This window comes from Candidatus Zixiibacteriota bacterium (assembly GCA_029860345.1).
GTDB lineage: Bacteria > Zixibacteria > MSB-5A5 > GN15 > FEB-12 > JAJRTA01.
Map to the genome: position 1 here is coordinate 22,130 of JAOUBJ010000019.1, position 23,867 is coordinate 45,996.

The 23,867-nt window shown below is 53.7% G+C and carries 25 protein-coding genes; 10 read left to right on the top strand and 15 right to left on the bottom strand.

Going from position 1 to position 23,867, the window contains the following annotated elements; genetic code table 11:
• Nucleotides 1-30: 30 nt before the first annotated feature.
• Nucleotides 31-696, bottom strand: a complete 666-nt coding sequence (locus OEV49_15860) for an OmpA family protein (GenBank protein ID MDH3892541.1) — start codon at nucleotides 694-696, stop codon at nucleotides 31-33.
• Between the two features lie 137 nt (nucleotides 697-833).
• A complete protein-coding gene (locus OEV49_15865; protein MDH3892542.1) occupies nucleotides 834-1,946 on the bottom strand; it encodes a class I SAM-dependent methyltransferase in 1,113 nt (370 codons plus the stop codon).
• 189 nt (nucleotides 1,947-2,135) lie between these two features.
• Between OEV49_15865 and OEV49_15870 the strand changes: the two genes are divergently transcribed.
• Nucleotides 2,136-2,534, top strand: a complete 399-nt coding sequence (locus OEV49_15870; protein MDH3892543.1) for a PilZ domain-containing protein — start codon at nucleotides 2,136-2,138, stop codon at nucleotides 2,532-2,534.
• 10 nt (nucleotides 2,535-2,544) lie between these two features.
• A complete protein-coding gene (locus tag OEV49_15875) occupies nucleotides 2,545-2,910 on the top strand; it encodes a PilZ domain-containing protein (GenBank protein ID MDH3892544.1) in 366 nt (121 codons plus the stop codon).
• Between the two features lie 160 nt (nucleotides 2,911-3,070).
• On the opposite strand, the gene OEV49_15880 is transcribed toward OEV49_15875, so the two are convergent.
• From OEV49_15880 to OEV49_15930, 11 genes are all read right to left on the bottom strand, one after another.
• On the bottom strand, nucleotides 3,071-3,523 hold the full coding sequence (locus tag OEV49_15880; protein ID MDH3892545.1) for a hypothetical protein: 453 nt from the start codon (nucleotides 3,521-3,523) through the stop codon (nucleotides 3,071-3,073).
• A 196-nt stretch (nucleotides 3,524-3,719) separates the two neighbouring features.
• Complete coding sequence (locus tag OEV49_15885; GenBank protein MDH3892546.1) at nucleotides 3,720-4,055, bottom strand: hypothetical protein; 336 nt, start codon at nucleotides 4,053-4,055, stop codon at nucleotides 3,720-3,722.
• Nucleotides 4,048-4,275 (bottom strand): hypothetical protein, encoded by a 228-nt coding sequence (locus tag OEV49_15890; protein MDH3892547.1) that lies wholly within the window; start codon nucleotides 4,273-4,275, stop codon nucleotides 4,048-4,050. The genes OEV49_15885 and OEV49_15890 overlap by 8 nt, the downstream gene beginning before the upstream one ends.
• Nucleotides 4,276-5,237: 962 nt before the next feature.
• Nucleotides 5,238-5,693, bottom strand: a complete 456-nt coding sequence (locus tag OEV49_15895; GenBank protein ID MDH3892548.1) for a hypothetical protein — start codon at nucleotides 5,691-5,693, stop codon at nucleotides 5,238-5,240.
• 555 nt (nucleotides 5,694-6,248) lie between these two features.
• Nucleotides 6,249-6,713: a hypothetical protein gene (locus OEV49_15900; GenBank protein MDH3892549.1), complete on the bottom strand. Its 465-nt coding sequence runs from the start codon at nucleotides 6,711-6,713 to the stop codon at nucleotides 6,249-6,251.
• Nucleotides 6,710-7,669 carry a PorV/PorQ family protein gene (locus tag OEV49_15905; protein ID MDH3892550.1) on the bottom strand — a complete coding sequence of 320 codons (960 nt, stop codon included), beginning with the start codon at nucleotides 7,667-7,669 and terminating at the stop codon, nucleotides 6,710-6,712. Before OEV49_15905 ends, OEV49_15900 begins: the two co-directional genes overlap by 4 nt.
• 91 nt (nucleotides 7,670-7,760) lie before the next feature.
• Nucleotides 7,761-8,249 carry an LPS assembly lipoprotein LptE gene (gene lptE, locus OEV49_15910; protein MDH3892551.1) on the bottom strand — a complete coding sequence of 163 codons (489 nt, stop codon included), beginning with the start codon at nucleotides 8,247-8,249 and terminating at the stop codon, nucleotides 7,761-7,763.
• On the bottom strand, nucleotides 8,246-9,556 hold the full coding sequence (hutI, locus tag OEV49_15915) for an imidazolonepropionase (GenBank protein ID MDH3892552.1): 1,311 nt from the start codon (nucleotides 9,554-9,556) through the stop codon (nucleotides 8,246-8,248). Before hutI ends, lptE begins: the two co-directional genes overlap by 4 nt.
• A gap of 252 nt (nucleotides 9,557-9,808) precedes the next feature.
• Nucleotides 9,809-10,810 (bottom strand): D-glucuronyl C5-epimerase family protein, encoded by a 1,002-nt coding sequence (locus tag OEV49_15920; protein MDH3892553.1) that lies wholly within the window; start codon nucleotides 10,808-10,810, stop codon nucleotides 9,809-9,811.
• An 11-nt stretch (nucleotides 10,811-10,821) separates the two neighbouring features.
• On the bottom strand, nucleotides 10,822-12,477 hold the full coding sequence (hutU, locus tag OEV49_15925; GenBank protein MDH3892554.1) for a urocanate hydratase: 1,656 nt from the start codon (nucleotides 12,475-12,477) through the stop codon (nucleotides 10,822-10,824).
• Nucleotides 12,478-12,775: 298 nt separating this feature from the next.
• Nucleotides 12,776-13,810: a 4Fe-4S binding protein gene (locus tag OEV49_15930; GenBank protein MDH3892555.1), complete on the bottom strand. Its 1,035-nt coding sequence runs from the start codon at nucleotides 13,808-13,810 to the stop codon at nucleotides 12,776-12,778.
• Between the two features lie 224 nt (nucleotides 13,811-14,034).
• Here OEV49_15930 and OEV49_15935 point away from each other — a divergent pair, with 224 nt between their 5' ends.
• The 5 genes from OEV49_15935 (at nucleotide 14,035) to OEV49_15955 (ending at nucleotide 20,781) form a co-directional block, all read left to right on the top strand.
• Complete coding sequence (locus tag OEV49_15935; protein MDH3892556.1) at nucleotides 14,035-14,952, top strand: cation diffusion facilitator family transporter; 918 nt, start codon at nucleotides 14,035-14,037, stop codon at nucleotides 14,950-14,952.
• Nucleotides 14,949-16,310, top strand: coding sequence for a 23S rRNA (uracil(1939)-C(5))-methyltransferase RlmD (gene rlmD, locus OEV49_15940; GenBank protein ID MDH3892557.1), 1,362 nt, complete (start codon nucleotides 14,949-14,951; stop codon nucleotides 16,308-16,310). Before OEV49_15935 ends, rlmD begins: the two co-directional genes overlap by 4 nt.
• Nucleotides 16,311-16,364: 54 nt before the next feature.
• Nucleotides 16,365-18,080 carry a DUF885 domain-containing protein gene (locus OEV49_15945; protein ID MDH3892558.1) on the top strand — a complete coding sequence of 572 codons (1,716 nt, stop codon included), beginning with the start codon at nucleotides 16,365-16,367 and terminating at the stop codon, nucleotides 18,078-18,080.
• A 1,605-nt stretch (nucleotides 18,081-19,685) separates the two neighbouring features.
• The gene (locus tag OEV49_15950; GenBank protein ID MDH3892559.1) at nucleotides 19,686-20,357 is read left to right on the top strand and encodes a hypothetical protein; all 672 of its coding nucleotides are present in this window, start codon (nucleotides 19,686-19,688) and stop codon (nucleotides 20,355-20,357) included.
• Entirely contained in the window at nucleotides 20,335-20,781 is a 447-nt protein-coding gene (locus tag OEV49_15955) for a spore germination protein GerW family protein (GenBank protein ID MDH3892560.1), read from the top strand. Before OEV49_15950 ends, OEV49_15955 begins: the two co-directional genes overlap by 23 nt.
• 140 nt (nucleotides 20,782-20,921) lie before the next feature.
• On the opposite strand, the gene OEV49_15960 is transcribed toward OEV49_15955, so the two are convergent.
• Nucleotides 20,922-21,542 carry a CYTH domain-containing protein gene (locus tag OEV49_15960; protein MDH3892561.1) on the bottom strand — a complete coding sequence of 207 codons (621 nt, stop codon included), beginning with the start codon at nucleotides 21,540-21,542 and terminating at the stop codon, nucleotides 20,922-20,924.
• A gap of 675 nt (nucleotides 21,543-22,217) precedes the next feature.
• Between OEV49_15960 and OEV49_15965 the strand changes: the two genes are divergently transcribed.
• The 3 genes from OEV49_15965 to OEV49_15975 are packed head-to-tail and all read left to right on the top strand — an operon-like array spanning nucleotide 22,218 to nucleotide 23,416.
• Nucleotides 22,218-22,376 (top strand): DUF5668 domain-containing protein, encoded by a 159-nt coding sequence (locus tag OEV49_15965; protein ID MDH3892562.1) that lies wholly within the window; start codon nucleotides 22,218-22,220, stop codon nucleotides 22,374-22,376.
• Entirely contained in the window at nucleotides 22,376-22,702 is a 327-nt protein-coding gene (locus OEV49_15970; GenBank protein MDH3892563.1) for a BlaI/MecI/CopY family transcriptional regulator, read from the top strand. The genes OEV49_15965 and OEV49_15970 overlap by 1 nt, the downstream gene beginning before the upstream one ends.
• 9 nt (nucleotides 22,703-22,711) lie before the next feature.
• On the top strand, nucleotides 22,712-23,416 hold the full coding sequence (locus tag OEV49_15975; GenBank protein ID MDH3892564.1) for a hypothetical protein: 705 nt from the start codon (nucleotides 22,712-22,714) through the stop codon (nucleotides 23,414-23,416).
• Between the two features lie 36 nt (nucleotides 23,417-23,452).
• Here the strand turns inward: OEV49_15975 and mce are convergent, their stop codons facing one another.
• Nucleotides 23,453-23,866 carry a methylmalonyl-CoA epimerase gene (mce, locus tag OEV49_15980; GenBank protein ID MDH3892565.1) on the bottom strand — a complete coding sequence of 138 codons (414 nt, stop codon included), beginning with the start codon at nucleotides 23,864-23,866 and terminating at the stop codon, nucleotides 23,453-23,455.
• Between the last annotated feature and the right edge of the window lies 1 nt (nucleotide 23,867).

Genomic DNA, 23,867 nt, shown 5'->3' on the forward strand with positions numbered 1-23,867 from the left:
CACCCAAGAACACGACAATCGACGGTCCCCCTACCCCTCGACTTGTTTGCGAGCGGCGTTCTTGAGCTTGTCGTTGGCGAAGATGGCTATGTCGACCCGGCGGTTGGCCTGACGCCCGGCGTTGGTATCGTTGGTCGCAACCGGCTGATCGGGACCATACCCCATCATGCGAAACCGCGAGGCAATAACGTTCAGTCCGGTCATGTGATTGGCCACCGACTGGGCCCGCCTAAGCGATAGATCCATGTTGTGGTCGTGCGTTCCGGTTATGTCGGTGTGCCCCTCCACCAGGACATCGGTGTCCGGATACTTGTTCAGCACTTCAGCCAGCCGAGTGAGATTGGTTTTGGCTTCCGGGTGCAAGCCGGATGAGTTCACATCGAATAGAATTCCCGAATCAAAAGTGATCTTGATTCCCTCGCCGACCCGCTCGACAGTGGCGCCTTCCAAGTCCTTTTCAATCTCCGCCGCCTGCTTGTCCATGTAGTTACCGATGTAAGCCCCGGCTGCACCACCGATAGCCGCGCCCAGAATTGCCCCCACGGCGGTGTTACCGGCTTTGTCTCCGATGACACCACCAAGTACCGCCCCCGCACCGGCCCCGATGACGGCGCCCTTGTTCTTTCGTGACCATCCGCACCCCATGGAGCTTGCCAACACCAGGGCGCACAATCCGACAATAAACACTCGTTTCATTTGGACAACTCCTTCGTTTTAGTCATGACATCCAATCAGCCATCCGCCGATTGCATGATAAAACGGTAGCCCCCGGTGTCATCAGGGTCAAGTTTTAAGGTTGGATTCCGGGGATTCCTCGATTTTTGGAAATTCCGCTACTTTTTCTGCAATAGGGCGAAAATCTCATGCCCGACATTCAAGTGAACGGGCAGGCGAATGATACATCGATCCCGGAAACGACAGTACCAGGGCGCGAGCGATTTTAGTTTGGGATGAAGCCACCACTCGTTGAGAACTTCTCGTTTGACAACATCGAACGCTCTGAGTTTGCCTTCGTTTTGACGTACCATAGACGCAGCCGATTTCCGTGTCGATGGCGTGCATGCGTTCTTGTCCCGCAACCCCCAACCACGTCCCCTTCTGGTACCTTTTAGACCATAGTTGTAGAAATCGACCGTCGCGAATCCCAGTTTGTTCAAAAACCGTTCAAGGCCGCGGCCATCGAAATAGTTGACGTGATTGATAAGTATCTCCGATGGTTGCGCGCTCAGACGCCAGCGGGCAAAGCCGGCCCAGGCATCTTCATGTCCGTTCGGTGTGATAAAATGGAAATAGCCGCCATCGTCCAGGATTTCCAAAACGTTTTTCGTCACTTTCGATATATCGCCGACGTGTTCGATTATGTCTCTGGCCACCACAAGATCGAATCGTCCGCAGGCACTGGTATCGATTGTCTCCGGGGTCGCCTTGATCGTCTTGAAACCATGTTCCGCTTTGATCCGGTCCAGCACTTCGTCGAGAACATCAAGAACGGTGAATTCAGCTTGCTCAAATACGAACTGCATTCCCGCTGCGAAGTAACCGCTGCCGGGGCCGAGTTCCAACACCCGCGAGGGACGAATTCCCTTGGCTTTCAGGCGCGATGCAAAAGCCACCCCCCGCCGATAGTTCCTTACGCAATTCCTGAGTTGGCTGTGGCGCGATTCGGCCATGGTTTCCTGAATGTAGTATGCGTAACAACCAAGAGCCGTCTCTTCATCGGTCAACATTGGATCAAACTGGGTCAGGTTGCATTGGGGGCAGGTCATCAGGTCGCACTCTTTGATGTCCCAATAGTGAACTTCCGATATCTTGAGCCCTTCAAGGCACCCGCACATTCGGCAGGGTTCCGCCCGCCTATGTCGTTCCCCGGTCATCTTGCGTGGAATTGGGAACAACGACAGTAGACCGCCCCACAGCCTTCGGACCAGCGGGATGTTCTTACTCATCGGGTTGAATTCTTGTTTCTTGATAAAGGGTAGAGGCTGTCACGTGAGCAAGATTAGCAGTCTGGTTGCCGTTTGTCAAGGTTCGGGATTTGGCCATAAGCGCCGAAACCACCCCACCTAAAAAAACCACCGAATCCGCCGATTAGTACCTTATATGTTCTATGGGTCCAAAGCAGCAGGAGGGAATCCATGAACGATAAGCGAAGACAGAAACGACACGAAACAAGCGATCTTCTGAAAGTGCTTGATAGGGACTCCGGGCAGCCCGTAGCAAACCTGGCCAACCTGTCGACCGAAGGGGCTATGTTCGTCTCGCACGGGCCGGTGAAAGTCGGCCGGTTGTTTAAGTGCAAGCTTGATTTGCCGCAGCCAATTATGGATCAAACCAAGATCGAATTCGATGCGGAATGTCGCTGGTGCAAACAGGATGTCGTTCAGAACCGTCACGAATCCGGATACAGCCTAACCAATGTCTCGGACACAGACAAAGAGATAATCTCTTATCTAATCCTGCGATGTGTTATCGACGAATGGTCCCAATCGGATACTCAGCCGCGTACTCGAACCGAGGAGTCGGTCGATCGATGAGGGTTTTTCTATGATGGACCGGCGAAGACTGACGCGCTACGAGGTCGAGGAATACTATCCGGTAGTGGAGAGGGAGACCGACCGGGCAGTGGGGCGGCTGGCCAATCTTTCGATTGAGGGTGTCATGCTGATCACTGAAGAGCCGGTGAAAAAACGGACACTTCTCAAGCTGACCCTCAAACTTCCGACACCGGTTTTGGGTCACGCCACGGTCGAATTCGATGCCGAGTGTCGCTGGAGCCGCAAGGGGAGAGGTGTTGACTGGTTTGAGTCGGGCTACAGACTGAAAAATGTCCCGATAGAAGACCAGACGACTATCTTGTGCCTGGTGATGCAACTCCTGGCCGACAAGACCACCGACCAAGAACTGGCCTGACGCGGGACTGCACGAACCGACTAGCAATCTCCAATCACACTTGTAGGTCAGGAGGCCTGTCCTCCTGACGAGTTCTGTAGGGCGGGTCCGTCTTCGCCTGCGCGCCGTGGCGTGAACCCGCCGATTGTGTCAGGACAACAAGGGTCCTGACCTACAAAGATCACGGCTCATAACTCACATGGTGGACACTCTTGAGTGTCTTGCGGTGGGGGAATTTCGATGACGGTATACAAAAATCCGCGCCCTCTTTACGGCGCATCCGGACAGTATAATCCTGGCAAGCCTGACATCGACGGATCGACCCCAAAGCCTCCCGTTTGATCCGACGGCGTTTGTTGTGGTTCGGCGCAAATACCGGCTCGCCGATAATCTTGTATCCCTTGGTCGGGTCGTCGTTGTCGTGGTACTTCACGCCGCCGATAACGTTGTTGGTGCCCGGTTCGTACAACGTGGCGCCGGGACATTCGATAAAGACACTGTCTTCAGATTCCTGCTGATCGACGAATATACGTGAAACATCGATCTCGTCCGAATTACATTCAAAGCACAACCAGACGCCTTTCTGTTTCAAAAGAGGTCGGTTGCAGTTGATGCATCTTTTTTTATCGTCCATCTGTGCCGTTCCGTGGTTTTCAGATTGCTCTTTCTGTTTGTCTTGTGTTTCAGTTAGGTATAGAGCAAGCGACCTGCCGGAGTGGGGAGAGGTGGAGTAACGGGCTGTCGTTCAGCCGATTTGTGTGGCGGGGCGATATCCCGGCGGGCAAAAAAACAGCCCCAAAAAGGGGCCTGAAAACCAGACAATGTCGGACTTAACCCTTGAACAACATAATCAACGAGCAGCCAACAACCGTCACCGGCAGCAGGCTCACAAACGGCGACCCCAACACAAAGCTGCCCACAGCGGCCAGCGCGACAGACGGAATGACCACATACTTGAGAGCATCAAAACCAATCTTGACCAGGCGCCAGACTAATACCAGAGCCAGCACGGCGGCGACAATGTAGGCTGCCGTAAGTCCGTTGGGTCCGAAGTAGTCGAGAATCAGCGCCTTGATCGAACCCAGACCGCCGGTGACGCTGTCGGCTTCGGCGGCCGCCCGATCGCCCAGATCGGAAAGTTGGGCCAGTAGGTTTGCTTTAGACATCGGCGGTGTCTTCCATCGGCTCGATTGTTAACGACGACTCACCCACCCGGGTCAGGCCGACCATCCGTTGGGTCAGGAAGTTTTGTGAGGTGATCCATTCATGCGACAGTTTGAGAATGTCACCCTGGTCGACATCGGTTTCCCAGTCGAAAATAACGCGATCGATGTTGTGGTCGTCGACGACCAGATCTTCCATTGTCAGTATGAACTTGACTTTCATATTTCTCACCTGTCTGACGGTTTCCTCTTGCGTTCAGACGGGGTTGAGCAACCGAGATGCCGTTTATCCGGCTAGGTTGAGGTGGTTTGGTAACTGGTTTACTTACAGCAGCTTGGTGGGCGGATTGGCCGGCTATTGAACAGCCGGTCAGATATTTCCCAGTGGGGTCTATCAGACAACTATGGGGTCCATCGGACAACTATTGGATACATCCCACATCCGACAGGCTAAGATAAAAGCCGGGAGCTTTTTAGGGCTCCCGGCCAGTCGTATTACGGAACTGAGTTAGCTACAATCGAAGCGTCTCAAACGTCCCGGCTGTGCGCCGCCATTTTACCCCCTCGGACGATAGATGAGCGTGTGCAGGTTTGTGCTGATGTGTAGATGATGCCTGGGGGATCAGTCCTTGATCCCACAAACCTGATGGGCACTCAGCCGATGGTCCAAGACGACTCCGATCGAGCTGCAAAAATGTCTTACGTTTTTTGCATGTGCTTGGGTGTCCACGGCATCATCGAGTATCCGGGCTTTCAGATGACGCGGACGGAAAAGTGCATAGATGCTCCTCCTCAGATTTTGGTTCTTGCCAACTCGTTGGCGAAGAGTTGTTACGAAACTGGGGAAATCGTTATAGCCAATGCAAAGGCGGTCCGCAAGGCCGTGTGAGGGATCTGTTGGTGTCTAAGGTGAGGTGGAAGAGCCCTGCTAAGCTTTCTTCCTGAGGGCAATTAACTATGCGATAGCGTTTTTGTCAAGCAAAAAGTGGAGTTTGAAGAACTGTTAGGCGATGATGAGTCTTCTGGAGAAAGCTATCTTGCTAACGGTTTGGACCTTCGGGCGATCAGCATGGCCGGCGCAGAGTTTGCGAAATGGGGGACGCTCAAATAAAAACAGGGCCGAGACCCTGTTTTGCATCTAGTCGAACACCAGTCATGAATCCAATCATGACCGTGCGGTTTGGATCACTCTGCTATCTTCAAAAGCCTGAGCATCTGAAGGGTAGTGCCTTCCTGCAGCTTCATGATCAGCGAATCACCTTTGGTCTCACGAACAAAGACACCCTCCGGATTCAACTCGTCGTTACAAGCACCTTCACAGCCCTCCTCGGGCCCGGAGTTCTCCTCTTTGAGACGGATTCCTTCGGTAAGCGCATACTGGCCATCGACGGCGCAGAAGCACTCCTGCTCGGTGTAGGTTGTATCCAGGTTCATGTGATAGGATGTCTCGTCAAAGATGAAAATGACGTGAGACTTGATGGTTACCTGGTCCACACCGGCACCGAAGTTGGTGATATATGAGTAAACACCTTCGTAGGTCCCCTTCAGAGGTGCCTCTTCCGGCAGCACTATATCGGACTGACAACTCATGAGCGCTACAATCAGGAAAAGTGCAGCCATTAAAGCAAAGAAACGATTCATCAACCAAATCTCCTATTAAAGCACATACCTTTGAGCCAATATATGTAACCGACGCTTTCGGCACAACCGAAAAGTGCGGTCGGTTTCTTTTCGGACGAACCGGCCCTCCCTTTCGTGCAAGAGCTTTTGACCTGATTCTCAGGCTCATTTGCGGATGTAGTCAGGCCATTTCGGCAGGTCGAGACAAGCCCGTGATCGCCGCCGGTGGCGGAGTTAAAGCCACTTTTCGAGGGGCGCTGTTGCAGGCCTGCTGTGGTCTCTCCGCGCTCACACCGCCGCACTGCCATAAACCCCCCTAAGTAGGTGAATAACAATGCTATACGCTAACAACAAAGCACTATGAGGGGGCGCCGTGGTCTCAGCCTGGTTTGTCTCAAAAGTTGTCGGATTTGGTCAGGATTAGTGATTCGCTCTTGACAGTCGGTGAGTCAGGCCGTATAATATATTGAAGTTTGCTGGAGGGCAACTTTCGGGGATCTCCCCCTCTATCCCCACAAGTCCTTTCGGCAAACTTCTTTTTTGCGCCAATCTGAGTATGTGGGGTATACGGTCGATTTAACTGCCGCTGACTGTCTTGAAGCTATAGATTTTCCATTTACCGTTGACTTTGTGAAGCCCGAAACGGGTCATGTAACCCTTTGATTTTTCTTTGTCCACAAAAGTGACGTCGACGGTGGCTGTCTCTTCACCCGTGAGATTCACACCGCTGATTATTCGTTGAAGAGCGAACCAGGTTTTTTTGGTCTTGCCCTCGCCGGTTAGATCATCGAGTATCTGCTCAGGATTGGTGAAGACGCGGGGGCTATCGGTCTGCAGAGCGTAGTCTTCGTTCAAGCTCATCATCAGCTCCGGCAGATCGAGAACATACAGAAGGGCCGCCTGATCGTCCTTTTCCATGGCGCCGAAAAGAGCGATGACTGTTTTTTTTGGCGCCTCGCTGTCTTTATCCGAAGCGCATCCGCCGATGAGTGCCAGCACCATCAGAGCCGGCAGCAGCACACCGAGCCTGCGCATAATCATCGGGGGAATCCTCCGGTGACGGTAATGCGATGGCTGTCCCCCAGGTCGGCTCCGGGTGCAAACGCGTAGGCAAAGTGGAGACGTTTGTAATCAAACCCGCAGCCTACACTTAACCCCGCCCACTTATCGTCGGAGTTGCCGGCGCGATAGTTCGAGCCGAAACTGTTCCAGCCGAGACGCAGGTAAAGCGGTTTGAGTTCATGGTACTCGCCGCCGATGGCAAAATCAAAATCGTTGTCGACCGGGAGGATCAGGTCGGTGGCCAAAAGGAGAGGCAGTCCGACGGGACGGTAGGAAACACCGCCACGGAAGGTTAGCGGCAGCCGATATTTCTCTTCACCCAACGATGAAAGCTGCTTGCCGAGGTTTTGTACCATTACGCCGCCGGTAAAGCGTTCGCGATCATCTGAGTACCTGGCGCCCAGATCAACAGCTATTCCGGATGCCGAGAACTCCTGGACACGCTCATAGATATATTTGGCTGTCACCCCGAGACTGAGGTTATAACCTATCAGCCGACTGTAGGTGGCCGCCAATACCATATCGGCGCCGCCGAATGTGCCCAGTAGGCGGCCGCTGGTATCGGTTTCAACGAATTCACCGTATCCGAGATAATCCAGGTGACCGGCAATAGAACTCTGTTCATCCAGCGGGAAGATCATGCCGAAAAAGCCTGATTGCATGTCGAGAAAATAGTTGTGGTAGCCGCCTATCCACCGTTTTTCTTTGAAACCTGTAATCCCGGCCGGGTTGTAATACAAAGCCGCTTCGTCGTCGGCCAGCCCGGTAGCGGCCCCGCCCATCGCAATCGGTCGGGCGCCGATGTTAATCTTGAGGAAGGGAAAGGCACTGGTGCCCGCTTCCGAGTGGATCTCGCCGGACAGTATGGACAACGGCGAAAACAGCCAACCTATGATTGTGACAAGCAGGGTCAGTCGTGTGGTTTTGTTCAGCATCAACATTTCCTATTCTGGACGTCTTTACACCTTATACTGTTTATCGACTTTCTCGGTCGACGCTCTTATGCACGGGGTCCACTTCATTTCTCTACCAACTCTTGGTGGTACGGTTAATAATCTCGACAATCAGCCGCTGGACGGCACTGTTTTGTCCGTCCTGTTCGGTCTGGCTGTCGACATTATACACACCTTCCTGCACCATGTTTTCGCGCCAAATCTCAGAGTCGTTGTCGTTTGGGTTTTTCAATAAGAGATCGAAAGTCATGGTAACGCTGTAAGAGATCACGACGCCGTTTTCGTCGTACTCAAACGGTTTTCGCTGATAGCCGGTCAGCTCACCCACCAGAACGGCGTCGGCATTATCGGCTGAGACGACTTTCATGGTACCATCGGCCAGGAAGGCATCGATGACCAGGTCGGTCATGCGATCGGCCAGGTCATACTCGGTAGTCTTGTTGTCGAACCGCTCGACGGCAATTGCCTGAATACTCGACTTGCCGGCCGGGTTGAAAGTATAACAACCCACCAAAAGCAGCAAGATCGTCGGATACACTGTTAATCGCAGAGCCGGCATCATCCTTTCAACCCCTGAGTCTTCCGGACGTTCCCTTCTCCTGACGGACTGCCGACTACTTTGCCCCGCTTGATAACCAGTTGGGCCAGGTTGACACCGTAGTGATAGGGAAGCTCACGATAGTCGTCGATCTCCCACAGCACCATGTCGGCCAGACATCCGACATCCAGTCGGCCGATTCGGTCCTGACGTTTGATAGCACAGGCGGCGTTGACCGTGACAGCCGAGATTGCCTCGGCGGCGGTCATTTTCATTTGCAGCGCGGCCAGCGAAATAATCAACGGCATCGATTCGGTGTGGCTGGAGCCGGGGTTACAATCGGTGGATAAGGCAACGACAACGCCGGATTCGATCATCGTGCGGGCCGGGGCATATTTGCTGCCGGCCAAAGAGAATGTGGTACCGGGCAGAAGTACCGCCACGGTACCGGTGTCGGCCATGGCGCTGATGCCTGAGTCTGAGATATAGACCAAATGATCGGCCGACACGGCATTCATAGATGCCGCCAATTCCGCGCCGCCGGTGGACTTCAATTCATCGGCGTGGAATTTCAAACCAAGACCTGCATCTTGCGCCGCCTGCTGGATGTGTCGGGATTCGTCGACGTTAAACACACCCTCTTCGCAGAAGATGTCCGAAAACTCAGCCAGCCCTTCGGAAACGACTTTGGGGAGCATTTCATTGATGACCAGTTCGATATAAGCCTGGCGATTGTCGCGATACTCATCGGGGACTTCGTGGGCGCCCAGAAAAGTAGGTACCATATCTATGGGATGCGACAGGTTCAGGTCGCGGATGATCTCCAGCTGTTTGATCTCCGACTCTGTCGATAGTCCGTAGCCCGATTTTGCTTCGATGGTGGTGATTCCGTGAGCCAGGAGACGATCCAGCCGCCGTGCGGTTCGCTGCTTGAGAAGTTCGGTTGGACTACTGCGCAGGTCACGCACTGAGGCGCGGATGCCACCGCCGGCCTGCGCGATTTCCATATAGCTCTTGCCGAGGATACGCATCTCGAACTCTTTCTCGCGCGTCATCGAAAAGACCGGGTGCGTGTGAGGGTCTATGAGCCCGGGCGTCATCACCATACCGCAGGCATCGATGACACGGCAGCCTTCGGCCAGTTGGGCGCGACCCTCGATTTCATCGGAGAGACCAACGGCCAGAATCTCATCACCGGTTACTGCGATGCCACCGTCTTCGATCAGCCCCAGCTCTTTCATTTGAGGACCCAATCGCGGGACGGCACCGGCCATAGTGATTAGTTGGCCGACATTCTTTATGAGTAGCGTTGCTTTTTTTTCCAGCGGCATGTCACGAATATATGGTGTGAGCGGTTTTGATCAAAACGATTCTTGTCCGGCGACAAAGGGCTTGTTGATAAACCCGGTATACGTTGTGTCGGGTCCTGAACCCCGCGATAGCGGGGGTTGTGACCCGACACCTAACCCCATGTTGGACAGCGGCGGCGGGTCACACGGATTCGCTCGCGTCCGCCGCGGCGTACAGGACCCACCGCAACACATGAGGAGGCTTTGTCAACACTCCCCAAAGCCTGGGGTGGGTTACCTGGGATAGTCTTTGTTTAAGCTGTCAGCCCAGTGATCAAAAAACGGGTCGTCGGTCATCCGGGCCAGATCGCGCAACTGGTCTATATGGACTCGGTGATAATTGACATCGAAGCGTCGAAAATGCAGGTTGTAGAAACTTATCCCGCCCGTTCGCCGAAACAGAGGCAAGTAGTTCTTGATGGTACTCAGGCAATCTTCCAAAACCATTTCCGCTCGCGGGTCAGCGGTGAGCAGGAAATAATCATACAACCCGTAGATTGCAAAGATGAAACCATTCAGGGTCATACTGGGTGGTTGGGTGGGATACTCTTCGATCCAGTAGCAGCCACAACTGTCGCGAAAAACCGTCCAGGGACTGCTGTCTGAGCGAAGTCTGAGGAAAGAGCTGAAAACCCGATGTGAGAATTCAAGAAGAGTCGAGTCTTTGGTTATCTTAAACATGCGCACGAGAACACCAAGCGCCTCCCCCTGAGCCATCCCCGAAAACCAGGGCGCTCTCAAAAGAGCATCATCGCGCCGATGGACTTTGTAGTCTATGTGATAGGGGAAGTACATTGCGGTGTCGAAGATCATGGCTTCTTTAATCAGGCGGGTTGTATATTTGTTGGCAAGTTGCAGAAGTGTGGTATCGCCGGTGCGATGGTAGACGTCGATCAAGGCATATAGTTTGTGAGTCATGCCAACCGGATGGTAGTAGGCCTGGCCATCCCGTTGGCTGAGCATGACATTGTCGGCATCGCGTACAAAGTCGGTGTCGCGTGCGGCCGCCTCGGAATAGCCGGTGTTGGGAAGATCGTCGTAGCCAAGATCGACAATGTTGAAATCGTATGAAATGCAGGAATCAAGCCGGGGGATATCACCGTAGTCGTGGCCTTCCAAGTCAACCCCGGAACCGCAGCCGAGTGAAAACAAGAGAGCTGTAAGCGCTACAAACCACAAGCAACGATGGATGGCCATCGAGGCCACAGGGATATTGTAACCATGTCCGCCGGTCATGGCTGCCGCTTCTACTTTTTTAGCATGGGGATCTTGACTTTGTGCTTACGAGCGAAGTCGGCTGCTTCTTTGTAGCCGGCGTCGGCATGGCGCATAATACCAGTACCGGGGTCGTTGGTCAAAACGCGGTTGAGACGCTCGGCCATCTCCTGGCTTCCGTCGGCCACCACAACCATACCGGCATGTATCGCGTTGCCGATACCAACCCCGCCGCCATGATGGATCGACACCCAACTGGCGCCGGAAATAGCACTGAGCAATCCGTTCAACAGGGGCCAGTCGGCGATAGCATCGGACCCGTCGAGCATGCCTTCGGTCTCACGATAGGGGGAGGCGACCGAGCCGCAGTCGAGATGGTCGCGTCCGATCACGATAGGCGCGGAAATCTTGCCCTTCTTGATATAGCTGTTCATAATGTCGGCAAAGCGATCCCGCTCACCGTAACCCAGCCAACAAATACGGGCGGGTAACCCCTGGAATGGAATCCGTTCACGAGCCAATTTGATCCAGTTAACCAGCGACTTGTTTTTGGCAAATTCTTTCAGCACGATCTCGTCGGTGACGGCGATATCTTTGGGGTCGCCGGACAGAGCCGCCCAGCGGAAGGGCCCGCGACCTTCGCAGAACAACGGTCGAACATAAGCCGGTACAAATCCGGGATATGCGAATGAGTTCACCAGCCCGCCGGTCTGGGCCTGGCCGCGCAGGTTGTTGCCGTAGTCGAACACGACAGAGCCGGCTTTCTGAAACTTGAGCATGGCGTCACAATGCTTGACCATCGACTCGAATGACCGCTTGATATACCCCTTGGGGTCTTTTTTGCGCATGCGATTGGCCTCGACCATGGTCAGCGCCTCGGGGATGTAGCCGTTTAGTTCATCATGGGCCGAGGTCTGGTCGGTGACGATATCCGGCACGATTCCGCGGCGGAAAATCTCCGGAAGAATCTCGGCGCAGTTACCGACCAAACCGATGGAGATAGGTTTTTTGGACTTGTTATGTTCCTTGATCAGTTTGATCGCTTTGTCCAGCGCCTTCACCTTGACATCGCAGAAGCCCTGTTTGATGCGACGGTTGATGCGCGACTCATCGACTTCGACAACCAACACCGATGCGCCGGCCATGGTAGCCGCCATCGGCTGAGCACCACCCATACCGCCCATGCCGCCGGTAAGAATCCATCGTCCATGCAGGTCGCCACCGAAATGTTGATCGGCGATGGCTGCAAAGGTTTCATACGTCCCCTGGATAATCCCCTGGGTGCCGATGTATATCCAGCTACCGGCTGTCATCTGGCCGTACATGATCAACCCGAGCCGTTCCAATTGGCGGAACTTGTCCCAATTGGCCCAGTGTGGTACCAAATGCGAGTTGGCGATCAGCACGCGCGGCGAGTATTCATGGGTGCGGAAGATTCCAACCGGTTTGCCGGATTGGACCATCAGAGTTTCGTCGTTATCGAGTTTTTTGAGCGATTTGACGATAGCGTCGTATGATTCCCAGTTGCGCGCCGCCTTGCCACTGCCGCCGTAGATAATCAAATCTTCCGGTTTTTCGGCCACTTCGGCGTCGAGGTTGTTGTTGAGCATCCTGAGGGCGGCTTCCTGATGCCATCCCTTGCACGACAGTTTTGTCCCGCGCGCGGCTTTGACTTTTTTGGGTTTCACTGACCAGCTCCTGCTTGCATTCCGCGAATATACGGCGCGGATTTCACGATGTCAAACGGGGTTTTTGTGGGTGATAAATCACCCATAAATGGGTTCCTGCGCTTCGCGGCCTGCGTCCATCATAGCGGTGTGGTCTTGTGGGCAGGTTCTTGTAGGTCAGGTCCTTTATGGACCTGACAGAAAATCAGGCTTGCCTGTCAGGACCACGAGGGTCCTGACCTACTGAGGAAACTGTCGAAACCTGCCCTTCGACTTCGCTCAGGGCAGTCCTTCGGGCCAGGGGTTTCGACCTACTTCATTATTTCCTAAACCCGAAACTGATGGCGTCCTCATGGCAGGCAGTGGCGCACTCGCCACAAGAAGTGCAGTCCGGCAGCGCTTTCATGTTCTGTTCCACCAGCGGCTGGATCGTCGGACAGGGGCTGGCGTCGTAGCAGTCTTCACACCCGGTGCATTTTTCATGATCGATCCGGATGCGTCCGGGTGCGATTTTTTCAAGCAGCCAGGTCAAGGCGCCAATAGGGCAGAGCAGATAACAAAAGGGCCGGTAAAGCATCAGGCTGGCGACAATCAAAATCCCGAACATGACAAACCAGCGCACACTGTTCATGCCCCAGTGCAACAGTTCAAAAAAGTTGACCGGCTCATACAGACTGTAGGCCGCAAACGCCGTCCAGGTGTCCTGGGAGCCTTGCAGTCCTACCTGTCCACCCAGGAATTCAACGTGGTCTTTCACTCCGAAAAAGGTAAAGATAAACCCGGCCAATAAACCCAATCGCACGGCGTTGAACAGGGTAAAGTTGAACCGTTTGAAGCGCAGTTTGAACGGAATCTTGTTCACCAAATCCTGTATCGCACCCAGCGGGCAGACCCAACCGCAAAACAGTTTGCGTCCGATCAGACTTGGGATCATGATGGCGAAAAAGAGGGCCAGGAAAGCCGGGAAGAACTCACCCCAGGTAAACCGGAACATGAACAACTTGGTAACAGCACACATGGGGGAGGGATGCAACGGATAAATGTAGTCAAGGCCGAAGAGCACAAAGGCCACCAGCAGGAGCGCGATGCGCACCCAGAGATGGACCCATCGCCTGACGAGGAGGACCAGGGCAACGATCATCAAGACCGCAAAACCCAAAAACTTGCCGGCCATCAGAAAATCGATCGGGCCGGGATCTGTGCGCTCGCCCGGCATCTCACCCTCGACTACCGGCTGAGCCTCTTCTGTCGCCTGGGCCGGATGTTCAACTTGTTCCGTGGACATTTGCCCAACAAGGCTGTCGTCGGTTATCGAGCCCGAATCCTGCGCTGCTGTCGGGACAGCAATTATCATAAGCCACGCAGCGGCAAAACAGATTGCCGCAGGGGCATTCCACCGAGTGTCTTTCGTCTTCATGCGGCACAATATAGAAGACATTTGGGCGACGTCAACACGAACCTGAGCCTTTCTATCGCTAATCTGCAACCGGTCCGAACCCGGATTGTTACTATCATGATAATAGGTTGCGCCATTAGATTTTGCCGGTATCTTAGGCGCTGGAAACGTAAGAAATAAGTATGAACGAGCATCACGACCACAGCCACGTCTCCGGTTCCAAACTGTTCTGGACCATTCTGTTCAATCTCGGTATCACCATCGCCGAGTTTGTGGGTGGTATTGTCTCCGGTTACCTGGCTCTTTTGGCCGATGCCGTTCACAACCTCTCCGATGTAGCCGCCCTGATCTTAGCCTGGCTGGGTGTGAAAGGCTCGGCTATGCCAGCCACCAAGCGCTCAACTTATGGCTACAAGCGGATTGAAGTGATGACCGCTATGCTCTCGGCGGTGGCGTTGGTGGTGATTGCCGTTTTCATTATCCGCGAAGCCTACCTGCGAATGATCGACCCGCAACCGATCACTCACCCCTGGTTGTTTCTGTCAGTGGCCATAATCGGGCTGATCGGCAATATTGTCTCGGTTTGGTTGCTGCATAGCGAGAAGGGCAAGTCGCTGAACATGAAAACAGCTTTCTTGCACATGGCCTACGATGCCGTATCGTCGGTGGGCGTGATTATCGGCGGCATCGTGATCCTGCTCACCGGCTGGATGATAATCGACATCATTTTGTCCTGCCTGATCGCCCTGGCTATCGTCTATTCATCCTATCTGGTAATCAAAGAGGCGATGCTGATCTTTCTGGAGGCGGCGCCGGAAGGCATAGATTTCGACGCCGTGCTCGATACAATCAAACGGGTCGACCATGTTCAGGATTGCCACCATCTGCACATTTGGTCGCTCTCATCGAAAGAGGTGGCACTGTCTTGCCACGTCTGTATCGATGAATCCGATTTTCAGGACGGCCCGGAAGTCATCGGGGCGATCAATCGGATGCTGCATGAAAAGTATACCATTGGCCACGCTACGATTCAGATCGAAAAAATCCGTTGTGAAACCGACGATCCCAGCTGCAACAACCAGGAGCAGTCGATAACATGACCGCGTCGGATAAACTGGTCAAACTTAAGATCGTCGACCTGGCCTTCGACGGCAAGTCGGTAGCGCATCTCGACGGGAAAGTCGTTTTTCTCAAGGGTGGCCTGCCCGGCGAGACGGTCGAGGCCGAGATTGTTCAATCACGACGACGCTACGACCAGGCACTGGTCCATCGTATTATCGAAAAATCGGAATACCGCAAGGATGCCCGCTGCTCTCATTTCGGCCAATGTGGCGGATGCACCTGGCAGGACCTTGATTACGAACAGCAACTGTTGTTCAAACACAAACAAGTGGTGGATTGTCTGAAGCGGTTGGGCGGCTTTGAGGATATCAAAGTGGAACCGCTGGTTGGTGTGGCCGAACCGTTCTACTATCGTAACAAGATGGAGTTTTCGTTTCATGTCGACGATGATGATTCGCTCCGTCTTGGTTTGCATGAACGGGGCAGGTTTGATCGGATTTTCGATCTCTTTGAATGCTATCTGCAATCGGAGTTGTCCAATCAGGTTGTGGCTTGCCTGCGGAGTTTCTCGGTGGACAACGGTATTCCCGCCTACAACGTAAAGACACATGAAGGATACCTGCGTTTTTTGGTCATCCGCCAGACCGCCCGCACCGATCAATTAATGGTAAACCTGGTTACCAACCAGGGAGACTTCCCGGATGTCGACAAACTGGTGTCCGAATTGACGGCCGCCGTGCCTCAGATCACTACGATTGTGCACAATCGCACCGGTAAAGTCTCGAACGTTGCCGTCGGTGAAACAGAAGAAATACTTTCCGGACCGGGTTATATCGAAGAGGAACTTTCCGGCCGTCGTTTTGTGATTCGCGCCAATTCGTTCTTCCAGACCAACTCGCTGCAGGCTGAGAAACTTTACAACGTGGCCTTCGAGATGCTTGAGCCGCAACCGGACGAGCGCGTGCTGGACTTGTTTTGTGGCGCCGGGACAATAGGTATTCTACTGGCCGACAAAGTGGCCGAAGTGCTCGGAGTGGAACTTGTCCAGGACGCCGTGGAAGCAGCCAGCCGGAACGCCGCGCTTAACGAAATCGACAATATCAGCTTTTTCTGCGGCCATGTGCGCGATTTTCTAAAAGAGACACCACCGGAGCAACTGGGTCGTCCAACCGTTATCGTCGACCCACCGCGGGCCGGTCTGCATCCTAAGGCTGTTAAGCGAATAATCGAAATGCAACCGGAAAAACTGTTGTACATCTCATGCAACCCGGCAACTTTCGCCCGCGATGCCAAGCTGCTTTGTGTGGCCGGTTATGACCTTCCCATGGTAAGGCCGGTCGATATGTTTCCACACACAATGCATATTGAACTGGTGGGTCGCTTTTTCCGTAAGTAAGACGGGACTGTTTTGGTACGGCGCTTTTGCCGACCTCTATATGAAGGAGAAAAGATGCTTCGCAGAATCGTAGTCAGCTTCGTTTTGATCACATTTCTCACCGGATTGCCCGGGGGGCCTGCCGCGGCCAAGAAGAGTCGGACTTTTCAGGATATCTGCCTGGAGGTTCTTGAATCACTGCAGACTTTCTATCCGGTGCGCGCTACCGAGATGGGTATCCATGCTCATGACTTTCATCTGGCCGACTATTCATCGAAGTCCGTCAAAAGTATGATCAAGAAGCTGAAGGGGTTTGAGAAGAGTCTTTACAAGTACAAGGGCGCCGACCTCGAAGACTACCAGCGCATAAACTACCACCTGGTCAAATCGTATGTTGATATTGCCCTACTGGACCTTGAGAGAATCCGCTGGCATCAAAAGTCGCCGCAACTATATGTTGATGAAGCAATCCAGGGGCTGTACCTGCTTACTATTTCATCACACGCCCCCCTGAATGAAAAACGGGTGGCTATGATGGCTCGCATGAAAGCGGTTCCGGGGATGTTTGCGACGGCCAAGAAGAACCTGAAGAAACCACCATCGATCTACTTGGAAGCGGCACAGGAGTCACTTGAATCCGGGCAGGTCTTTTATCGTAATGTGGCCGGGGAATTGATGAACCGTTTCCCGGACCATGCCGATCAGATACTGAAGGTTGCCACCGCCGCGCGTGAGGCCATGACCGACTTTGCCGCCTGGCTCTCGGAGCTTCAACCCGGTGATTCTACGGCCTTTGCGATCGGCCAAAAGAACTTCGATTACAAACTATCCCACGAGTACTTTCTCGACATAGATTCGGACTCACTTCTCCGGATCGGCAACAGGCTACTGGCTGAAGCCGACTCGGCTTACCAGGCGTATGAGACCCACATTGAAGAAAACCATCAGAACGGTTCCGATTCGGTCTATGTGCCGCCGAGTTTTTCTCGCGATGACATTTTGGCATACTACTCGTGGGAGACTCAGCAGGTGCGGCTGTTTCTGGAAGAAAGCGGCTTTATCACCGTGCCGGACGACATCGCGCCGGTGAAGATCGTCGAGACGCCTTCGTTTTTACGTTCCATGATCACGAGTATCGCCTACCAACCGGCCGGACCGTTTGACAGTATCCAACAGGGTATCTTCTACGTTCGTCCGGTCCCCGAGGATTTGGATAGACGCCAACTTGAAGCACGCTTTCGGTTTTCGCATCGGCGTGGGTTCCGGGGCTCCATCGTGCACGAAGCCTACCCGGGACACCATCTGCAAATGCAATTGGCCGGTCGGCATCCCGACCCGGTGCGCCGCTGGGCCTCCAGCATTATGATGATCGAAGGCTGGGCCTTGTATTCTGAGGAAGCGGTGTACCGCCACGGTTTGTTCGGCGAGGAACACCCGGTGCAATGGCTGGGCGTGCTGGGCGGTATACGTTTTCGAGCCATGCGAATCGTGGCCGATGTAATGCTGCATACCGGCCAGTTGGGCTATAATGAATGTGTCGACTGGGCCTGTGACGCCCTCCGGATCACCAGCGAGTCGGAGAAGCAATTCGTGCGGCGTGAGATCAGGCGCTACACTTTGTCACCGACCTATCAAATGTCCTATTTAATGGGAAAGCGCGAGATTATGAAGCTGCGTGAGGCAGCTATGGCCCGCGACGGCGAAGCCTTTGACCTGCGCGCTTTCCACGATGCACTTTTGGCCGAGGGCTCCGTCCCGCCGGCATTAATGTGGGACGTGCTGGGGTTGTAGGGGGGGTAGTCAACGATCCACCATGAGAAGCCATCGGCAATATCCGCTCTGAGCGATCCGGCATCATAGAATTCGGACAAGTATCGGTCGACCCACGCTCGAAGTGATCGGAAATACGGAGGAGGCGGAATCTGGGGGAGTAGACGGTAGGCGTATCTCAAGGCCAGTTTGGCATACTGGAAATTGTCATACTTGGCGTGGACCAAGGCTATCAGATAAAAACGGTGAGCCCGGCCTATCCCCGTGGTTGGCTGCCACTGGTCGATGGCTCCTTTTGCACCCTCAAGATCGTTGTTGTTCAGGCAATCCAAAGCCCTTTTGATTTGGACGCCACTATCAGAGCTCAAGTATCCTTGTACTCCTCTCTTGTGGCCGCGTATAAGCCACACCACCTCCATATTATCATAACAAGCACTTTCAGGGAGTTGGTAAGCCAAGAAGCACATAACAACCTTCGAACCCGGTATTGCATTTTCGGAATATACGTTCAGGACTCTATTGGCATAGTGTTCCGACCAAAAAAACATGTCCAATCGGGTATGTCCGGGTTCCACTGGGACGAAGCGCCCGGCGAAGACAGAATCTGAGTTGAGCGAAGGTGGCGGGGTATCAATTGTGTCAGCAGGATCGTAGATTTCATCGAGTCTACTCGAAACCGATCGAATGTGCTCCATGGGACAAATGATACTTGGCGCAAACTCGCTTGCCTTCTGCTGGACATAGGCTGGAGCGTCCTCGAACCCTACACGCTTGACGGCCATCTCTGTGAAATACCCCCACATCATTAACTCTTTCTTGGTATCACGATCCACCGGGGCTATTTGAGTTATGCAGTCAAGCGCGTCTGAGAAGCGGGCAAGACCTGTTTCGTACTCGCTCTTATCACATGCCAGCTTCAAATTCGCAGTATGTGTGCTTAACGCTGACTGCAAATCTTCACCATCGACCTCTGATCCCGCTGCCGTATTGATCTCGCTCTCCTCAGGGAGGGTGATGTGAATACTGTCGTCAAATGTTGTTTCAGATTCGTGTGTCCCCAGGTCGCAATCCTGTTCTGTGACATCGGCTTTTTCAGGGTCTTGTTCCACGACATGCCGGTCACAGACGACAAAAAACGTCAGCGCTAATACTGAAACGACAAGTAATACAACCGCTTTGTGACGTGCCATGCGATTCACCGGGCCTTCCTGCGATCGCGCTAGCGTACCATGGTGTTTAGAGAGTTCCATTCTTTCCTCGGCTTCCTACGACAGATTTGTCGCTGTGTTCTTTCTCAACCGGCCAACGTCATATTGACACTGGCCTACAATCCCACTATCCACCGGCGAGCGCTTTTGTCCCGGTTTCTTCGCATCCTTATCCTTAGCCGGATTTGGTCCCAATGGGGCCAACATCGTTCGATCTCAAGGCGAGCGTCGCGTGTGATTCACTAGCAGGGGAAGTGGGTTGATCTCAGTTGTCGTCGAATCCGCTCTCACATTATATGTACCTCACTGTAATGCGAAAATTCACTTACTTTCAGAAATTCGTACCCCCGACCGATTCCCAGCCGTATATTGAATTAGAGAGTGCGCACTGTTATGTCCCACCAAACGAGCCGATAAAATGTATGTGACCGGAACCATCATTATAATTGCCTTGCTGATGGCAGCGATACTGTTGCTCAGACTGCGCATTCGCTTTGAGTTGGGCAACGGGCGGCGGCGGCTCTTCGTGGGCTTGGGACGAAGCGGGCCTCAGTTCGATTTTGTGCGTCGGGTGCAGAGTATCAAGCTGTTCGGCTTCACGATCTGGTCATCACCGATGAAAGATAGCGACGACTCGGAAGAAACCGAAACCGTATCCGACGTAAAGAAGAAATCAAAGCGCAAAAAGGCCGGGCGTGTTCGTTCCATCCGTGAGATACTCGCCGCCGTTCCAGCAATAAGCGGCGCTATGTGGCGGTACTCGATCGGACTCCTGAAGTCGATAATCGTGGAAGAGTTGGAAGCTGAGATCCAAGCCGGATTCGAGGCGGTCGACCTGACCGGCCAGGTTTTTGGATACTACCAGGCAGCGTTGGCCGCCGCGCCGACGGTGATGGGACGGATACAATACAGGCCGGACTGGACCGGACCATCGTTTGCCGGACAGGCGCGGGTCTGTGTAGCCCTGCCCGTATATCGAATGGTGTTTTGTACGCTCAAGTTGATTTATCAGTTGCCGTTAAGACGAATTGTGAAATTGGCGATAGGAAAGAAGAGAGGAGGCCAGGATGGCAGACAACAACGTAGTTGAAATTCTCAAAGGCGTTGTCGGCGAACTCAAAGAAGTCGCGCGCTCAGAGACGATAATCGGTGATGCTGTTACGGTCGGTGACAAGACGGTGATCCCGATTGTGAAAATCTCATTCGGTTTCGGCGCCGGTGGCGGCCAGGGAGACGATCAAAAGCGCTCCGGATTTGGCGGTGGTGGCGGTGGCGGGGCACGCATTGAGCCTGCTGCTTTCATTATAATGGACGAGTCCGGAGTCAGCCTGTTGCCGGCCGGAAAAGGGAAGTGGGATACGATCATAGATGCTATCCCCAACATTGCCAAGAAAATCTCCAAACTGAAAGACAAGTTCAAGTCGGAAGGCACCACCGATGATGATGCCGACCTCTACGATTTCGACGACACCGATGATGATCCGGCGGCTACCGACGACAAAGGCGACGGATAACAGGTATTGGATACCATTTTCATATATTGCTGAAGGCCGGCTGCCCGCCGGCCTTTGTTTTGCCATGATGTGGGCGACACAAGGCCGCCCCCTACGCGGTGTAACGCCGGGCACGAGGACGTATACCAGGCACAGGCGTGCTAAAAAACCCTGGCGCGCTTGAGAGCCCGGGCGAACTTGCTTTCAGACTGGACTTCGTAAGGGATGGCCAACGATGAAAAGATGCGACGCAGGTTGTCATCGACTGTGTCCACCCGGCTGACATCGGGCAGTTCCACTTCGAGTTCGTAGTCTACCGAGCCATCACCGAATTCTGTTTTGTCGATTTCCAGCAGGTAATTGAAGTCGGCGATTTTGAAAAACTTCTTCTGCCTTAAGTTCTCGAACTTAACCAAAGTCATGACCTCAAGCCGGCCGACTTTTTCAACCAGGTATTCAATCGGCAGCACCGGTTGGTCCATCACGTCAGATTGTAAGGCCAGAATGTCCATTGCTTTGGAGCGGGTGATTTCGGACTCGACCTCCTGCCGTATGAAAGCGCTTCCGGACTCTTTGGCGATACTTTTGATGGTGATCAATCCGCGATGGTTTTCCGCGCGAACCCTGAGAGCCCAGCCGGCTTTTGACAGTTGGCGGTCTTCGGTGTCGAAAAATGCGTTGAGATGCCGTTCTTCCTTTTCGGTCTGACCCAAAAAACCCATCAGTTTGAGGTAGTTGGTGAACGATCCGAGGTTGAGCTTGATCTCAATCTCGTGACTCATATTGTGCTCCTTCGACATGGTTGTATATTATAACGAAACCAGAGCGTCGAATGCACCATATTTTTTTTGGCGATAAATCGCTTTCTTGCGCCTCGCGGCGATAAATCGCTTTCTTGCGCTCCGCGGCGATAAATCGCTTTCTTGCGCTTCGCGCATACCGATGTCATGCCGAGCGCAGTCGAGGTATGAGTCATTGACCCGTAGGGCCGAACCGATTCTGGTTCTGCCGATATTCGTGGGCGGCAGACGCCTCCGTCTGGCCCAGGGCTTCGACTGCGTTCACCCTTCGACTGCGCTCAGGGTGACTTGAGAAACACGGCTTGACCGTGTCAGGACCGCCAAGGGGTCCTGACCTACAAGACTGCTGTTGATAAACCCACGGAGCCGTCATTGCGAGGTATCCCGCGCCGCGCGGGATGCCGTGGCAATCTCATTTCTGTGGGCGGCAGACGCCCCCCTTAGAAGGGCCTGTTGGTCTGCCCCTGCTTCGACGGCGTTCACGCCTCGACTGCGCTCGGGGTGACATGAACGTGGCGCACGAGGACGTACACCACGCACAGGTCGTGGAATGGCAGGTCTCCAGGAGAAGAGAGACCTGCCCTACAAAACTGTTTTTTGTTGGCTTCGCATGCGGCGTCGGGTATCCTTGCTCAAAGTAACGCACGGAGGTGTTTGATGTTCTTTGGTGTCTTGCTGATTGTCATGGGGATTCTCATGTTTCTGGATCAGATAGGTGTTATCTACGGTGATTGGTGGGATTATTTCTGGCCGACGGTTATTGTAGCAATTGGAGTCTCGATGATTTTCAAACACAAGCGCCCCCCCACGCACTGATGTCGAAACCGTTCTACTTTAATCCCACCGCAGAGGGGTTGGCCGTTTTCATGGGACCGACCGAAGCGCGACTGATGGAAATAGCCTGGGCGCAGGATAGCTTAACCGTCAAACAGGCGCTCTTCCACCTCGGTGAAACCAACAAACGAGCGTACACCACGGTTATGACGATATTGAGCCGCCTGGCTGAGAAACAGCTCTTGATGAAAGAACGGATCGGGCGCAGTTTTGTCTACCGTCCGAGTATTCCCAGAGAGAAGTATCTTAAGTCTCGGGTCAAAACGCTGACCGATTGCCTTGAGAACAATTTCCCCGATCTGAGATAAGCCAGGTTGTTGGCTGAGACAATCGCTATCGTTGTGAAAGAGCGAAAACAGGTCGATAGAATACCAATGATCTGCATGTGGCGTAGTATCCTTTTGCTCTTGCTCTCAACCAATGTGTTGGCCGATAGGTTGATCCGTCCGGCCGATCAGGTGGAGCTACCTTTGCCGGCCAGTTGGCTTGTCGGTGGCGACGAAGTCGGCTTCCCCATCGACCTGGTCAACGAAGATCTCACCGCAGAATTCCAGGTTTATCGAAATGAGTTGCCACAGGATGATGCAATCGCCGACGGCGCCCAACTGCGCCGGGCTGTCGATGATATTATCAGCGACGTTGTCATGGAACTGCCCAATGCACAACTATTGACCAACACCGGCTACGCCGAGGACAACCGCGTCTGGTTTGTTCTGGAATTCACATCAGGCGACACGGCTGCGGCATCAAGGGTCAGCCATCGGTTGGCCGGCGTCCTTTATCGTCTGCCCAACCATGACCAGCTGTTGTTTACGCTGTGGGGGAAAGCGTCGGCCAACGCCCCGGGCAGCGTGCAGTCGGATTTTCGTGTAATGCAATCAGGCTTTCGGTATACCGGACCGTCGGCCGACCGTCCCTTCGAACAATCCAACGGGCTCCGATATTTCCTGGTTGGGTCCGGCCTGCTGGTGCTGATTCTGATAATAACACTGCGTCGAAAGCTCGTTCGACCAATAGGGTGAGACGGCCACCCGCCGAACACAAAGCTGCCGGCGTTACTACACTTTCTGCTCCAACTCGATCAGCACGCCATGCATGTCCGACGGATGTACGAATGCGATCTTGTTCCCCTGGGCTCCAACTCGCGGTGTCTCGTCGATTAGTCTCACCCCGGCTGATCTGAGCCGAACCAGCGCAGCCTCGATGTCATCTACCGAGATGCATAGATGATGCAGACCTTCACCCTTCTTTTGCAGAAATGACATCACCGGGCTATCCGGCGAAGTTGGAGCGACCAGTTCGATTTTCGAAGAGCCTGCAGACTGGCCCGCGAACATGGCTACTGTGACCTTTTGATCGGCTACTTCGGTTACATGGTCAGGTTCTTTTCCGATCAGCAGTTGATATCGTTGAATGGCGCTGCTCAGATCGGCCACGGCAATGCCGATATGCGAAATCAGATCGCGGTTCATC